This is a genomic window from Atribacterota bacterium (assembly GCA_039638595.1).
Taxonomy (GTDB): Bacteria; Atribacterota; Atribacteria; order Atribacterales; family Caldatribacteriaceae; genus Profundicultor; species Profundicultor thermophilus.
Map to the genome: position 1 here is coordinate 1 of JBDIWM010000047.1, position 14259 is coordinate 14259.

General features: G+C 47.0%; 16 protein-coding genes. 9 read left to right on the plus strand and 7 right to left on the minus strand.

Translation table 11 applies throughout. The features are described 5' to 3' along the window. The 8 genes from ABDK92_09410 to ABDK92_09445 form a co-directional block, all read left to right on the plus strand. The coding region (locus ABDK92_09410; GenBank protein ID MEN3186823.1) for a hypothetical protein at positions 1-235 on the plus strand (235 nt) is incomplete at its 5' end. 43 nt (positions 236-278) lie between these two features. Further along, positions 279-1562, plus strand: coding sequence for an ABC transporter substrate-binding protein (locus ABDK92_09415; GenBank protein MEN3186824.1), 1284 nt, complete (start codon positions 279-281; stop codon positions 1560-1562). Between the two features lie 70 nt (positions 1563-1632). Continuing rightward, positions 1633-2505: a sugar ABC transporter permease gene (locus ABDK92_09420; GenBank protein MEN3186825.1), complete on the plus strand. Its 873-nt coding sequence runs from the start codon at positions 1633-1635 to the stop codon at positions 2503-2505. Then, positions 2502-3323 carry a carbohydrate ABC transporter permease gene (locus ABDK92_09425; protein MEN3186826.1) on the plus strand — a complete coding sequence of 274 codons (822 nt, stop codon included), beginning with the start codon at positions 2502-2504 and terminating at the stop codon, positions 3321-3323. The genes ABDK92_09420 and ABDK92_09425 overlap by 4 nt, the downstream gene beginning before the upstream one ends. Before the next feature lie 14 nt (positions 3324-3337). Further along, entirely contained in the window at positions 3338-4102 is a 765-nt protein-coding gene (locus ABDK92_09430) for a glutamine amidotransferase (GenBank protein MEN3186827.1), read from the plus strand. 24 nt (positions 4103-4126) lie between these two features. Further along, positions 4127-5029, plus strand: a complete 903-nt coding sequence (locus ABDK92_09435) for a glycyl-radical enzyme activating protein (protein MEN3186828.1) — start codon at positions 4127-4129, stop codon at positions 5027-5029. Positions 5030-5059: 30 nt separating this feature from the next. Continuing rightward, entirely contained in the window at positions 5060-5476 is a 417-nt protein-coding gene (locus tag ABDK92_09440) for a secondary thiamine-phosphate synthase enzyme YjbQ (protein MEN3186829.1), read from the plus strand. A 12-nt stretch (positions 5477-5488) separates the two neighbouring features. After that, a complete protein-coding gene (locus tag ABDK92_09445) occupies positions 5489-6715 on the plus strand; it encodes a uroporphyrinogen decarboxylase family protein (protein MEN3186830.1) in 1227 nt (408 codons plus the stop codon). 53 nt (positions 6716-6768) lie between these two features. On the opposite strand, the gene ABDK92_09450 is transcribed toward ABDK92_09445, so the two are convergent. After that, complete coding sequence (locus ABDK92_09450; GenBank protein ID MEN3186831.1) at positions 6769-7203, minus strand: hypothetical protein; 435 nt, start codon at positions 7201-7203, stop codon at positions 6769-6771. 95 nt (positions 7204-7298) lie between these two features. Here ABDK92_09450 and ABDK92_09455 point away from each other — a divergent pair, with 95 nt between their 5' ends. After that, positions 7299-8699: an MFS transporter gene (locus ABDK92_09455; protein ID MEN3186832.1), complete on the plus strand. Its 1401-nt coding sequence runs from the start codon at positions 7299-7301 to the stop codon at positions 8697-8699. Positions 8700-8706: 7 nt separating this feature from the next. Here the strand turns inward: ABDK92_09455 and ABDK92_09460 are convergent, their stop codons facing one another. The 6 genes from ABDK92_09460 to ABDK92_09485 form a co-directional block, all read right to left on the minus strand. Next, positions 8707-9708, minus strand: coding sequence for a potassium channel protein (locus ABDK92_09460; GenBank protein ID MEN3186833.1), 1002 nt, complete (start codon positions 9706-9708; stop codon positions 8707-8709). Beyond that, the gene (locus ABDK92_09465) at positions 9709-10677 is read right to left on the minus strand and encodes an oligopeptide/dipeptide ABC transporter ATP-binding protein (GenBank protein ID MEN3186834.1); all 969 of its coding nucleotides are present in this window, start codon (positions 10675-10677) and stop codon (positions 9709-9711) included. Continuing rightward, positions 10662-11627, minus strand: coding sequence for an ABC transporter ATP-binding protein (locus ABDK92_09470; GenBank protein ID MEN3186835.1), 966 nt, complete (start codon positions 11625-11627; stop codon positions 10662-10664). Before ABDK92_09470 ends, ABDK92_09465 begins: the two co-directional genes overlap by 16 nt. After that, positions 11628-12497 carry an ABC transporter permease gene (locus tag ABDK92_09475; GenBank protein ID MEN3186836.1) on the minus strand — a complete coding sequence of 290 codons (870 nt, stop codon included), beginning with the start codon at positions 12495-12497 and terminating at the stop codon, positions 11628-11630. A 2-nt stretch (positions 12498-12499) separates the two neighbouring features. Beyond that, positions 12500-13504 carry an ABC transporter permease gene (locus tag ABDK92_09480; protein ID MEN3186837.1) on the minus strand — a complete coding sequence of 335 codons (1005 nt, stop codon included), beginning with the start codon at positions 13502-13504 and terminating at the stop codon, positions 12500-12502. A 48-nt stretch (positions 13505-13552) separates the two neighbouring features. After that, the coding region (locus tag ABDK92_09485) for an ABC transporter substrate-binding protein (GenBank protein MEN3186838.1) at positions 13553-14259 on the minus strand (707 nt) is incomplete at its 5' end.

Below are 14259 nucleotides of genomic sequence, written 5' to 3' on the forward strand. Positions count from 1 at the left end.
AGTCATCGTGGTAGGGGGAAGTTTGGGTAAGGCTCTCGTGCAAAATTTCATGAACCCCGTGTGGGAATACCTCAGGGCGCATTTACCCTCGGAAATTGTGGACCAAACACGGATTAAAGAAGCCGAACTTGGCGATACGAATGGTGTTTTGGGGGCAGCAATTTTGGTCTTCGAAGAGCTGAAGACGCAGAAAGGGGGTGGGAATGGTACTCTCTCGGAGGAGCAGGTCATATAATCCTTTTTGATTCGAAATCTGTTTTGAGAAGGGGGAGATGGTCATGCGGAAATTTTGGTTGTGGGTTGTGATCGCGTTTTTTGTGGTAGGTGGATTGGGATTATGTGTAGCGCAAGAGAAAGAGTCAGAATTTATTATCTTTCACTACTGGACGGCGGGTGGAGAGAAAGAAGCGATTGATGCTCTGTTTAAACTTTATGCTGAGCGCAACCCGAATGTAAAAATCGTTGAGAACCCGGTGGCTGGTGGTGGAGGGGAAACAATGTTAGCGGTACTCATGAGCAACCTTGCGGCCGGAATCCCTCCCGATTCGTTCCAGGACCATCAGGGTAATCAGCAGAAAGATTACATTGATGCGGGGTATCTTGAAGCAGTTGATGATATTTGGGCTCAGGCAAATTTTGAGACTCGCATTAATCCCATGTGGGTGAAGACCTTGAAGTTTGGAGGACACGTGTATTCGGTCCCCATCAATGCTCACCGGACCAACTGGTTGTGGTATAACAAAAAAATGTTTGATGAACTGGGCATTAAGGTTCCAGAAAACTATGATGATCTTTTGGCGGCCTGCCAGAAAATTAAAGAAGCAAAACCAGAAGTTTCGCCGCTTGCTCTGGGGACTCGGGAGAAAGTCTGGTCGACGTATCTCTACGACATGGTGCTTCTCAATACTGGTGGCCCTGATTTCTACGAAAAAGCCAACACTGGCCGAATCGATTTTCTCAACGATGCAACCTTCCGTCAGGCGATGGAACGATATGCGGCATTGATTCCCTACATTTACCCATGGCACGCTACAAAAAGTTGGGATGAAGCTGGAGCGTTACTCAAAACTGGCGAAGCGGCCATGTACTGGATGGGAGACTGGATTCTGGGGTATTATTTGGCCATTGGTATGCAGCCAGAGGTCGATTTCAGCGTCACGGCGATTCCTGGTGACATCTGGATGGGGCATGCTGATACCTTCCCTTTGCCAAAAGGTGCACCGCATCCGAACAATGCTCGTGATTGGATCTTGATGTGTACCACTCCTGAAGCACAAAAAGCATTTAATTTAATTAAAGGGTCGGTCACGATCGTGAGCGACGTGCCCTTTGATGTGTATCCAGACCCATACCGTAAGAGAAGTGCTCAGGATTTGGCAAATCTGCGGGCAGTTTGTGACGGATTCCATGGTGGGATGATCACGCCAGCATTTGGTAGTGAGCTCATGGATATCCTGACTCGATTCCTGGTTGACAAGGATGTTGATGCGGCGATTAAGAGCATTGCTGAAGCAGCAGAGAGGACCAAACTTGCTGAGGCCTGCAGCTGGTTCTGGGAATGATGGATTGATTAAAGAGAGGCGAAGCATTGCTTCGCCTCTCTTTTTATATTGAGCATGCTGGAGGAATGACATGAGGTACTATCGGACCCAGGGACTGGTTTTCCTAATTCCCATTCTCGTTATTGTCGGTATCTTTTATGGGATGATTGTATGGAATTTTGTGGTGGCTTTTACTGGCTGGCAGGGATTACAGGCAACCTGGAAATTTGTGGGTTTTTATAATTTTTCTCGTCTTTTCAGTTTGCAGCGGTTCTGGGTAAATATTGGAAATAATCTTCGCTGGCTTCTCTTCTTCATCACCCCGACGGTATTTGGGGGATTTGTGCTAGCATATCTGCTCAATAACCTGGGTCGGGGGGAAAAGATTTTATGGCAGGTTTTTCTCTTTCCGATGTCGCTTTCCTTTATCATTACTGGTGTTTTATGGGCTTGGATGTATGACCCAAGTTCTGGATTGATTAATTCCATTCTTCGATTCCTTGGGGTAAACACTTCTCGTCTTGGCTGGATCGCCCTTCCACAAACCGCTGTGTACTGTATGATCGTGGCTGCTTTCTGGCAATACTTGGGATTTGCTTTGGTGATCTATCTTGGAGCTATTAAGGGTATCCCTTACGAAATGGTGGAAGCGGCCAAAGTGGATGGTGCTTCTCACTTTACAGTCGCCTTTCGGGTGATTTTTCCCAACGTGGGTCATGCCACGCTCATTTGCACTACCATGTTAGCCATTACCACGGTGAAAGTTTTCGATCTGGTTTGGGTGATGACCAGGGGTGGTCCAGGCGTTAGCACTGAGGTTTTACCGTACCTCATGTATCGGTTGACATTTGATTCTCGAGATATTGGGATGGGAGCAGCAACGAGTATTGTTATTCTTGGCTTTTCGGCCATCATGGTCATCCCCTATTCACTCTGGGCACTCAAAAAGTGGGTGAGAGTATGAAAGAAAAATCGTTCCTTCTCTTTTCGGCAGTCCTTATTGTGGTGCTTTCTATAGTATGGATGATTCCCATTTATGCTCTACTTACCACTTCACTCAAGACCCAGGAAGAGGTGGCTCTGCAAAAATATCTCACTCTTCCCCAAAGACTCCAATTTTCCAATTTTGCTCGAGCTTTTCAGGCATTAAAAATTGGTCTACGAAATAGTTTCATTATTACCCTCACTGCCACGTTTATTGCTGTGTTTGTGGGGTCTCTGGCTGGCTATTCGCTGACCAGTTTTAACTTTCGTTTTGCCACCCTTCTTTTCTTTTTGATTGTTGTGGTTACCTTTTTGCCATACCATATTGTGCTCATCCCCATCACTCATATTTTGAAATCGCTTGCGCTTCTCAACACCTATGCGGGATTAATTCTCATTTATACAATTTTGAGCGCCCCTATGGCTACATTGATTACTGGAACATTTTTTATGAAGATTCCTCCCGAACTTGAGGAAGCGGCGATGCTCGATGGATGTAAACCGTTTCTCTTTTATCTGCGGATTTTACTTCCGGTGTCATTGCCGGGTCTTGTGTCGGCTACTATCCTTGTTTTCATCCAGATTTACAATGAGTTTCTCCTGGGTATTGCGCTTACACGGGGCCCAGAGGTGAAACCGGTAATGCCTTTTTTGGCAGAACTCAAGGGAACTCAAATTGCCCAGTGGCATATTCAAATGGCTGGGGCTCTCATTACATCAATTATCCCTGTGGCGGTATTCATTTTTCTGGGAAAATATTTCATTTCTGGCTTAATGGCTGGATATGGAAAGGGATAGGGGGTTAAGATAAAATGGGTGAGGAAATGGTTAAGGTTTTACTGGTAGGGGAGACCTGGATTGTTCTGAAGTTTCACGTCAAAGGATTTGATGTGGTTCCGCTCGGGGGGTATGAAGACTTTTCTCGCTGGTTCCGAGACGCTTTAAAAACGTATCCAGATGTGGAAGTGGTTCACATGCCTAATCATGTGGCACTGAGTGCTTTCCCCCGTACTATAGATGAACTGAAAACGTACGATGTGCTCATTTTGAGCGACACGGGTTGCAATACGTTAACCTTTTACCCCGACTTTTTTCAGGTTCCCATGGGTCCCGATAAACTCTCGGTGGTTCGAGAGTTTGTAAAACAAGGTGGGGGCTTGGCCATGTGTGGAGGGTGGATGTCATTTCAAGGGGTGAGGGCAATCGCCAATTACCATGGAAGTCCGATCGAAGAGGTTTTACCAGTATCGCTCTTCAAGGATGATGATCGGGTGGAAATGACCGCAGGGATAAAACCTGCCATCATTCTTCCAGAACACCCGTTGGTCAGGGATGTTCCTCCACAGGAATGGCCGCTTTTTCTGGGTTACAACCGTTTACAATTGAAAGTTGGTGCGACCTGTATTGCTTCCTGTGGTGAAGACCCCTTCATTGCGGTATGGGAATATGGAAAAGGAAGAACCATGGCGTTCGCTTCAGACCTTGCACCACACTGGGGAAGCGCATTTGTGGAGTGGACATATTATGCTCAATTCTGGTATCAGGCCATTCAATGGTTAGCAAAAAAGTTGGAGTAAAGAGGAATACCGGCTTTGAAGGGCATGGTTTTTGATGTTCAGCGTTTTTCTCTCCATGATGGTCCGGGAATCAGGACTACAATCTTTTTAAAAGGGTGTCCGCTCAGTTGTAGCTGGTGTCATAATCCCGAGTCTCAAAGTGCGGACATTGAGATTGCTTTTACTGCCCAAAAATGCAGGAACTGTGGGAAATGCGTTACCGAATGTCCAGAATGGGCTATCGATATTACCAATCCGTATCGTATCGACCGGGCACGATGTACACTCTGTGGTTTCTGTGTGGCAATGTGTCCTGCAGGGGCACTGGAAATTATTGGTCGCGAGGTGACCGTTGCCGAACTCGTACAAGAGGTGGAAAAGGACTGTTTATTTTACCAAGAATCAGGTGGAGGCGTGACGATTTCAGGGGGTGAACCACTCACTCAGTTTGATTTCGTCCTGGCCCTCGCAAAAGCCTTGAAAGAACGGGGGATTTCTGTTGTTATTGACACGGCAGGATATTCGGGAATCAGAAATGATGACTTAGAGAAATTGAGGATGTTGGTGAAAATTGTGGATTTGATTCTTTACGATGTGAAGTTCATCGACTCAGCAAAACACAAATTCTATACCGGTGTTGAGAACCGGGAAATTCTTTCAAATTTAGTTGTGCTTTTTCGGGAGTTTTCGAGTAAAGTTCTGGTGCGGTATCCACGCATTCCAGGAATTAATGATACCCAGAGCGATATCCAATTATTGATTCGCTTCCTCGAAGGTCTACCTGGAGTGAGAATAGAGCTTTTACCGTATCACCGTCTTGGTGCGGGGAAATATGCTCGAATTGGCAAAACATACCAGCTTGAAAATCTGATGCCGGTTTCGGTAGAGGAGATGGAGGACTTGAAAAAGAAAATAGCTAAGGCACTTCCCTTGGTAACGGTTATGTGAAAATGGTTGTGGAATGGAGGGATACGGGAAATGCGAAGTTACCGGAAAGAATTGTGGTTTGAGACGAAGACTCGGAGAGCATTTATCAATATTACTTCCGCCCTTGAAGAATGCTTAAAAGAGAGTGGAATTCATGAAGGGTTACTGCTCTGTAACGCGATGCACATTACGGCCAGTGTTTTTGTGAACGATGATGAACGGGGGTTGCATCAGGATTTTGAACGATGGTTAGAGCGTCTGGCACCAGAAAAACCATACGATCAGTATGCTCATAACGTGGGGGAAGATAATGCTGATGCTCATCTCAAGCGAACTATTATGGGAAGGGAAGTAGTCATTGCGGTGACAGGAGGAAAACTGGATCTTGGTCCCTGGGAACAGGTTTTTTACGGTGAGTTTGACGGTCAAAGGAAAAAGAGAGTGCTGGTGAAAATTATTGGGGAATGAGGAGGAACTGATATGACTTCTCGGGAAAGAGTGCAGTTGGCGCTTGCCCATAAGGAAGCAGATAAGATTCCGGTAGATTTTGGAGGACATCGTTCTTCTGGGATTATGGCTTTAGCCTATCGGGATTTGCGTCGTAAGCTTGGTTTATCCGAAAGACCAATTTTGGTTTATGATTTTATTCAGCAGTTGGCCTTGATTGAGAAAGACGTTCTGGATCTCTTCCAGGTTGATGTGGTGGGGTTGGAACACCTTTTTGTAGATGAATCAGCGTACTGGAAAGATTGGGAACTCCCTGACGGGACACCATGTAAAATCCCATCGTTTATTGAGGTAGAGAAAGCAGAGGAAGGGTGGATTGTGCGGGGTGATGAGGGACAACCCATCTGTGTGCAACGGCCAGGATGCCTTTATTTTGAGCAGTGTTACTTTCCTTTAGCGGAGAACACAGACGAAACCTTTGAACGTTTAGAACACGACCTGGCTCAGGTAATGTGGTTTCGCCTGGGGGCACCCCCATATCCCTGGTCTTGGGAGGAACAGAAAAAGTATGCTAAAAGGTTGCGTGAATCAACCGATCGGGCTATTTATGCTGCCTTTGGAGGGAATCTCCTGGAAACATCCCAGTTCGTTTTTCGAATCGATAATCTGTTTACAGAAATTGCCCTTAATCCTGCCCGAATCCATCGTTTTCTGGACCGGTTGGTGGAGTACCATCTGACGAATCTGGAGAGGTTTCTGGAAACCCTTGGTCCGTATGTGGATATCATCGGATTTGGAGATGACCTGGGAATGCAAACTGGACCCCAAATTTCACCGGCAATGTATCAGGAATTCTTTAAGCCTCGCCACGCCATCATGTGGCAGACAGTGAAAAAAAGGTTTCCCCACCTCAAGGTGGCTCTCCACTGCTGCGGAAGTTTTTATCGGCTCTTACCGGACCTTATTGAAGCTGGCCTTGATATCATTCAGCCAGTGCAGATTACTGCCAGAGATATGGAACCAGAGAAACTAAAAAAGGAGTTTGGCAGGGATATTGTTTTCTGGGGTGGTGGATGTGATACCCAGCGCATCCTTCCCTTTGGAACTACTAAAGAAGTCCGGGAACATACACGCCACAATATTACCGTTTTTGCTTCTGGGGGTGGATATGTTTTTCAGCAGGTACATAATATTATGGCTGGTGTTCCCCCGGAAAATGTTGTGGCCATGTTTGAGGAAGTGAACTCCTTCCGGTATTGAGGGTATGGTGGGAACGAAAATTTTCGTTCCCACTGGCGTTGTTTTCTGATGGTCTAAAGACCTGATGCAGTGAACTGGTAATGGAATTCGTATCCATTTTTTCTGGCAATTTCCTCGACAGCGCTTCGGATTTTTCGGCAATCGAACCGGTACTCGTACTTTTTGCCCAACAGTTTGGATTGTTCTTCAATGGTACCGCTTCGCGCACCGGAAAGCGTATTGTGGGTCTCCTTTTTGAAGCCAAAACCAGGTGTGGTATCAAGGTCGCTGCCTGAGAGACCGGCACCGGATTCTTTGAGCATTTCGGTGAACTGGACACACTTCTTGATATCATCAATTTGAAATCGCGCCTTGTATTCCAATTTTTGTCGAGCCAGAAAAGCTTTGCGTTCCGCCACGAGAAGTGAAATTTCATAGATACCCTTCTTTTCCTGAAAGTTCCCAGAGATGCTCTGGATAAATTGTTGGATTTCTTCTAAGATAGGCATCGAAACTCCTCCTTTTTGATTATTGTATCATCATCATGGCACTTTGTTGACGAAACGTTTTGAAAAGGATACTTTTGGGTATCGAGGGGGAAAATTTGTGGTATAAAACACCTATGATAAAGAAGTTTTTTGCCTTTTTTCAATCTTTGTTGAATCTCGATCCTGGTGATATAGGAGTGGGAGTAACACTTCACCGCAGTCTCAATCTCGTCATCTGGAGTGTGTGTTTTGGTATTATCTTTTTTAACATCACTACCGGATTCCCTCTGGCTGGGTTTGCCAGAGAACTTGGCTTTGGGGACTTTCTTTATGCTGTGATGCTGGCCATGCCTGTGCTTGGGGGAACGGTTCAGATCGTGGCTTCACTGGTTCTTGAGCGGAAACGTAACCGGAAGGCAATTTTTTTGTGGAGTCTTTTGGTCAACCGTTTTCCCTGGATTCTCGTCGCCTTTTCTCCCTTTTTCATTGGGACAAGAGGTGTTTTATTCCTTACGTTGGTTGTTTCCCTTACCATCAGCTCGATTGGGGGTGCATTCACGAACGTAAGTTTTCTCTCCTGGATGGGTGATCTTGTGCCTCTTGAAGTCCGGGGGAGATTTTTTGGTCATCGGACCATGATTGCTACCGTTGCTGCCCTCATCAGTGGTTTGGTGGTGGGAAAGTTGCTGGATACGATGGCGGGAATATCTGGCTTTGCCTTTGTTTTTGCCCTGGCTTCAATCGCAGGGCTCATGGAGCTTTTCTTTTTTGCCCAAACCTATGATCCACCAATGACCGTCTCCAGCTTGGGAGAGAGTCCCGCCTTGGCTTTTAGAGAGATTCTGTGTTGTCGTCCGTTCTGGAAGTTTCTCTTTTTTGTGATTACCTGGAATTTTGCCGTCAACGTTGCTTCCCCTTTCTTTAACCTTTACATGTTGAAACATTTACACATGGATTTCTTCCAGATTGCGTTCTATGTGCAGGTGATTTCCAATGTTGCGACCCTCTTTTTTGTTCGGGTCTGGGGGCGATTGACTGACCGTTTCGGGAACAAGCCAGTTGCGGTACTCTCGACCACGGTGGCTATTTTTCTTCCCCTTATCTGGTGTTACACTACTTCCCAGAACTGGATTGTGGTGGTTCCCATTATTCAAACTCTGGCGGGGGTTTTCTGGCCCGGGATTGACCTTACCACCAATAATCTCCTTTTGAAACTTTCACCGAAAGAAAACCGTTCTCTGTACGTTGGCGTGCTCAATTTTTTCCTGGGTACCTTTGGTATTGCTTTTGCCTACCTTGTGGGAGGATACGTCCTAGAAAAGGTGGTACCCCTTGTTTCCTCTTTCGTTGGGACAACTTTTGGCTGGCAGATAAATCCTTATTATTATGTTTTCTTTCTCTCTTCTTTCCTTCGCTTTTTATCCTGTATGATTTTCCTTTCCAAAGTTGAGGAAACCGGTGCGCAGAGCCTGTGCGTTGTCTTAAGAGAAACCTGCAGAACCAGGAGGGAGAAGTGAAGGATTTTTAACTCATCGACCTTTGTAACTCCAGGATGCGGTCGAGCTTCCCAAGGAGAATAAGGATATCTTCTGCATTGATAACGGTTTGGGCATTGGGATTTAATTCGAAATAGGTCTGCTCTTTAGACTTAATGGCTACGACGATGAGATCCCATTTACCAGGTAGATTAATTTCTGCCAGGCTTTTCCCCACAAAAGGAGAATGTGGAGCAATTTCCACCTCTTCAATGGTCAATCCAAAGGCTTCACTGCGCAAAACAAGGTCGAGAAAAGAGGAAACATGGGGGCGCAGAGCTGCTGCGGCTAGCCGTAAGCCTCCTATTTTCTGCGGGCAAATCGCGTAGTCTGCTCCCGCTTTTTTCATGATTTCGATTGACTCCGGAATAATGGCTCGGGCCACGATACGCAGTTTTGGATTCAAATACTTGGCAGTGAGGACGATGTACACATTGTCCGGGTCATTCCCCACCAGGGCAAGAAGTCCTCTGGCTTTTTCAATCTGGGCTTCTTTCAGATTTTCTTCTCGAGTGGCGTCCCCGAGAATATACGGAAAGTCGGGAAAATTTTGCAGCGCTTCCTTAATTTTGGTCTCATCTTTTTCAATCACCACAAATTTTTCCCTCGCTTTGGTGAAGTATTCAATCACTTCTCTTCCCACCACGCCACAACCGCAAACAATATAGTGATTGGTCAGGTGATGAATTTCCATTTTTATTTCCCTCCTTTGCAGGTATTCTTTCCATTTTCCTTCTGCGAGTGTATCGATAAAATAGGAAACGGCATAGGTTACTACAAAAATACTCGAAGCGACCAGGCACATCGTGAAGACTTTTCCTCCTGTAGAGAGGGGGTGTATTTCCTGGAAACCGACAGTGGTGATGGTGATGATTGTCATGTAAAGGGCGTCCAGAAAATTCCATTTTTCTAATAGTGTATATCCAATGGTTCCTCCAAAAACGATACCCACTCCTAGAGACACAATGGTAATGAATCGTTTTTCCAACAATCATTTCCCTCCGTAAAGATGGCAGGCTACGAAGTGTTCATGGTCGACAGTTTGAAGCTCAGGGGTGACTTCGACACACATATCCATTCGAAAAAGGCAGCGAGTGTGGAAAAGACATCCAGAAAAAAACTGGAATGGACTGGGTGGATCCCCTTCAAGAAGAATTCTTTCTCTTTTCGCCTTTGGGTTGGGAATGGGGACCGAGGCCAAGAGTGCCCTCGTGTAGGGATGCAGTGGGGTTGAGAAAATCTCTTCTTTTTCGGCGATTTCTACAATCCGTCCCATATACATCACCGCAATACGGCTGGAGATATGCCGTACCACACTCAAATCGTGGGAGATGAAAAGGTAGGTAAGATGCATGGTTTCCTGGAGCTCTGAGAGGAGGTTCAGAATCTGAGCCTGAATGGAAACATCTAGAGCTGAAACCGGTTCGTCACAAATTACGAATTCCGGCTGCAAAATAAGCGCTCGGGCAATGCCAATACGCTGTCTCTGTCCTCCCGAAAACTCATGGGGATAATTGGAGAGAGACTGTATTTCCAGCCCCACCCGGGAGGCGATCTCCTGCACCAATTCGTAGCGAATTCTGGGGTTCCTTTCACCATGAATAATGAGGGGTTCTTCAAGAATGGCGTAAGCGGTCTTTCGAGGGTTGAGGGATGCGAAAGGATCCTGGAAAACGATTTGCATCCTCCGGCGGTATTTCTTGAACTCATGCAGGGGAGTACGCAGGATATCCTGGTCATCCATGATGATTGCGCCACTGGTTGGCTCGAGGAGTCGCAGGAGGCAACGCCCCAGAGTGCTTTTTCCACAACCGGTTTCTCCCACCAGACCCAGAGTCTCTCCCCTAAAAATGGGAAAGCTGACATCATTTACAGCGTTAAGAATACGTTTTTCGCCCCATTCCTCTTCCACAATAAACCTCTTGCTCAGGTTGCGGACTTCCATTAGTAGCGGTGACATGAAACCAGGTGTCCTCCTTCTAAGATTTTTAGTGATGGTTCCTCTTGATCGCAAGGAGCAAAACGGACTGGGCAGCGGGGGTGGAAGCGGCATCCTGGTGGTAACCGAATGAGGTCGGGAACAGTGCCGGGAACAGGCTGTAGTCGTTTTTTGGGGTTGTCCATTCGAGGGATGGAAGCGAGTAAGGCCTGGGTATAAGGATGGAGGGGATTTTCAAAGAGTACTTCTACTGATGCTCGTTCGACAATTTTTCCGGCATACATCACGGCAACCCGCTGGCAAGTTTCCGCGACGACTCCAAGATCATGGGTAATGAGAAGAACGGCAGTTTTCATTTCCTGCTTTAGTTCATTAATCAGAGTAAGAATCTGTGCCTGAATCGTTACGTCAAGCGCCGTGGTTGGCTCATCGGCGATAAGCAGAAGGGGTCTACAGGCTAGGGCCTGGGCAATCATCACTCGCTGGCGCATACCTCCTGATAACTGATGAGGATAATATTTCATTCTTCGTTCTGGTTCGGGGATTTTCACTTTGCGTAGGAGTTCGATAGCCATTTTGTACGCTTCGCGACGGTTGATTTTCTGGTGTAATGTGAGAACTTCGATGATCCCTTCGCCTATCGGGAATATTGGATCCAGAGAGGTCATGGGTTCCTGGAAAACCATGGAAATTTTGCTTCCCCGGATTTGATACATCTCTTCTTCTGACTTTTTCACCAGGTCCTGACCATTAAAATAAATGTGGCCTGCTACGATTTCGCCCTGGGGCTTTGGGTACAGTTTGAGAATGGAAAGAGCGGTCATGCTTTTTCCACAACCCGATTCACCCACAAGGCCCAGGGTTTCTTCTCGGTAAATGGTAAGATCGACTCCGTCAACGGCTCTGACCACACCCCCGGGAGTTTTGAGGTATGTTTTCAGATTTTCTATATTCAAAATCAGTTCGTCCATTTATACTCTGAGTCTGGGATCCAAAAGGTCTCTCATGCCATCACCCAGGAGATTTAATCCTAACACTGCGCACATAATCGCAATTCCTGGAAAGGTTGCTGCCCACCAAGCACCGGCAGTCAATGCCTGACGGCTTCCAGAAAGCATAGCTCCCCATTCTGGGGTGGGAGGAAGCGCTCCGAGGCCTAGAAACCCCAGGGCAGCGGCGTCGAGGACGGCTCCAGCGGTACTCAGTGTGGCGTAGACGATAACTGGCGCGATTGCATTGGGAAGGATATGGTGCCAGATGATTCGTCCGTGGCTTGCACCGAGGGCTTTTTCGGCTTCGATGTACTCCATTTCTCGAATGACGAGTACCGCGCTTCGGACCACTCGGGCCATCTGGGGTGTGTAGACGATACCAATGGCAATCATGGCCTTTTCAAGGCCCGGTCCTAAGGCGGCCATGATGGTGATGGCCAGAAGGATGCTGGGGAAAGCGAACATCACGTCCACAATACGCATGAGGAGTGTATCTATCCATCCTCCGAAGTATCCAGAGAAAACCCCCAGGATAAGGCCTAAAACGGTGGAAATGGCCACGGCGATAAAACCCACCAGAAGTGAAGTTCGAGTTCCCCAGATGATGCGAGAAAGGATACATCGGCCTAAATAGTCAGTGCCCAGAGGATAAGAAGCGTATTCCCGACCAGCCCAGAAACCAGGTTTAAGGCGCTGAGAGAGATTCCTTTTGATGGGGTCATTTGGAGCAAGGTAATTTGGAAAAAGCGCCACGATTACCATTATTACGATGATACCCAGACCCACCAGAGCGGCCTTATTTTTCTTCGCTACTCGGAATGTTTCAAGGACCTGAGCTCTTCTTAGCATGGCTATCGATACCGGATTCGAGGATTGATGTAAGCATAAAGAAGGTCTGTGAAGAGATTGACCAATACGAACGTGAGTGCAATGAAAAGGACTGCCCCCTGAATAGCTGGATAATCTCGGGCGTAGACGGCGTCCACCGTATATCTTCCCAGGCCCGGCCAGGCAAAAACAGTTTCGGTGAGAATGGCACCCCCCAAAAGGAGTCCGAATTCCATGCCGATAACTGTAACAATCGGGATAAGGGCGTTACGAAGGGCATGCTTGTAAATCACCACCCGTTCTGGCAAACCCTTGGCTCGTTCGGTCCGGATAAAATCTTGACGAATCACCTCCAACATCGAAGATCGAGTCATACGCGCAATAAGTGCTGCAGGAATGGTTCCTAAGGCAATACCAGGGAGGATAAGGTGAGAAAGCGCGTCAAGGAAAGCTTTACCATTTCCAGTGAGCAAAGCATCGAGAAGGTGGAGGCCGGTAATGGTTCGAAGTGCTACATCAGGACTCAGTCGGCCTGAAATGGGAAAAAGGTCAAATTTCAGACCAAAAATGAGCATGAGCATGAGTCCCAGCCAGAAAACAGGCATGGAAATGCCAAACAGTGCTCCAATCATGGAAAGATAGTCAAAAACTGAATACTGACGCACAGCCGAAATAATTCCCGCGGTAATGCCCAAAAGAACTGCAATGAGCATGGCAAAAATCGAGAGTTCTAATGTGGCTGGGAAGCGATGGCGAATCTCTTTGAGTACCGGAGCGTGAGTGGTAATGGAAGTACCAAAATCTCCCCGGAGGACGCTTTGTAACCATATGAAATACTGAATGGAGAGTGGCTTGTCCAGGCCCCATTTGTCCCGTACCGCCTTGATGAATTCTGGCGAAGCATGTTCTCCAGCCAGAACCTTGGCTGGGTCTCCCGGTGCAAGGCGTACCAGAAAAAAGACAATAACGGAGACCCCAAGAAGGACTGGAATAATCAATAAAAGCCTCTTTAAAAGGTACCGTTTCACACCTGTACCATCTTTTTTATCGTGGGGTGCTTTGAGCACCCCATGATTTCATTTTTCAATCCAGACCTTCTGGAAGGACTTCCTGTCCAGAGGATGGAGGACGAAACCCTTCACATTTTTCTTGAACACCATCTGCAGTTTGGCATGAGCGAGTGGTACCCAGGGAGCGTCATTGTGGATGCTTCCCTGGGCCTTCATGTAGAGTTTTTCTCGTTCTGCTTGATCATAGGTTCTCTGTGCTTTGATGAGGATGTCATGCAGTTCGTCATTGCGGTAAAAGGCTACGTTTGCAGCACTTCCTACGATGGCGTTGTCTTTGTCGAGAAGGACGTAAATGAAATTATCGGGGTCGCCGTTGTCCCCAATCCAACCCAAAAGGCACATGGGATGCTTTCCCGCTTCGGTTTCCTGGAGGTAGGTTCCCCATTCTATAGTGTAGATTTTGGCTTTAATACCTACTGCTTCAAGGTCAGCCTGAATCGCTTCAGCAATTTTTGGTGGGTCAAACATATAGGGTCGGGAAACAGGCATCGCGTAGAGTGTGGTTTCAAAGCCGTCCGGGTATCCAGCTTCTTTGAGGAGGTCTCGAGCCTTTTCTGGATTGTACTCATAGTCTTCAATGGCATCATTATATCCCCACATGCTGGGGGGAATGGGATTTTTGGCTACGACAGCGGTGCCTTTATAGAGGTATTCGACAATTTCCTGTTTGTTGATGGCATGGTTTACAGCTCGACGTACCCGGACGTCGGCAA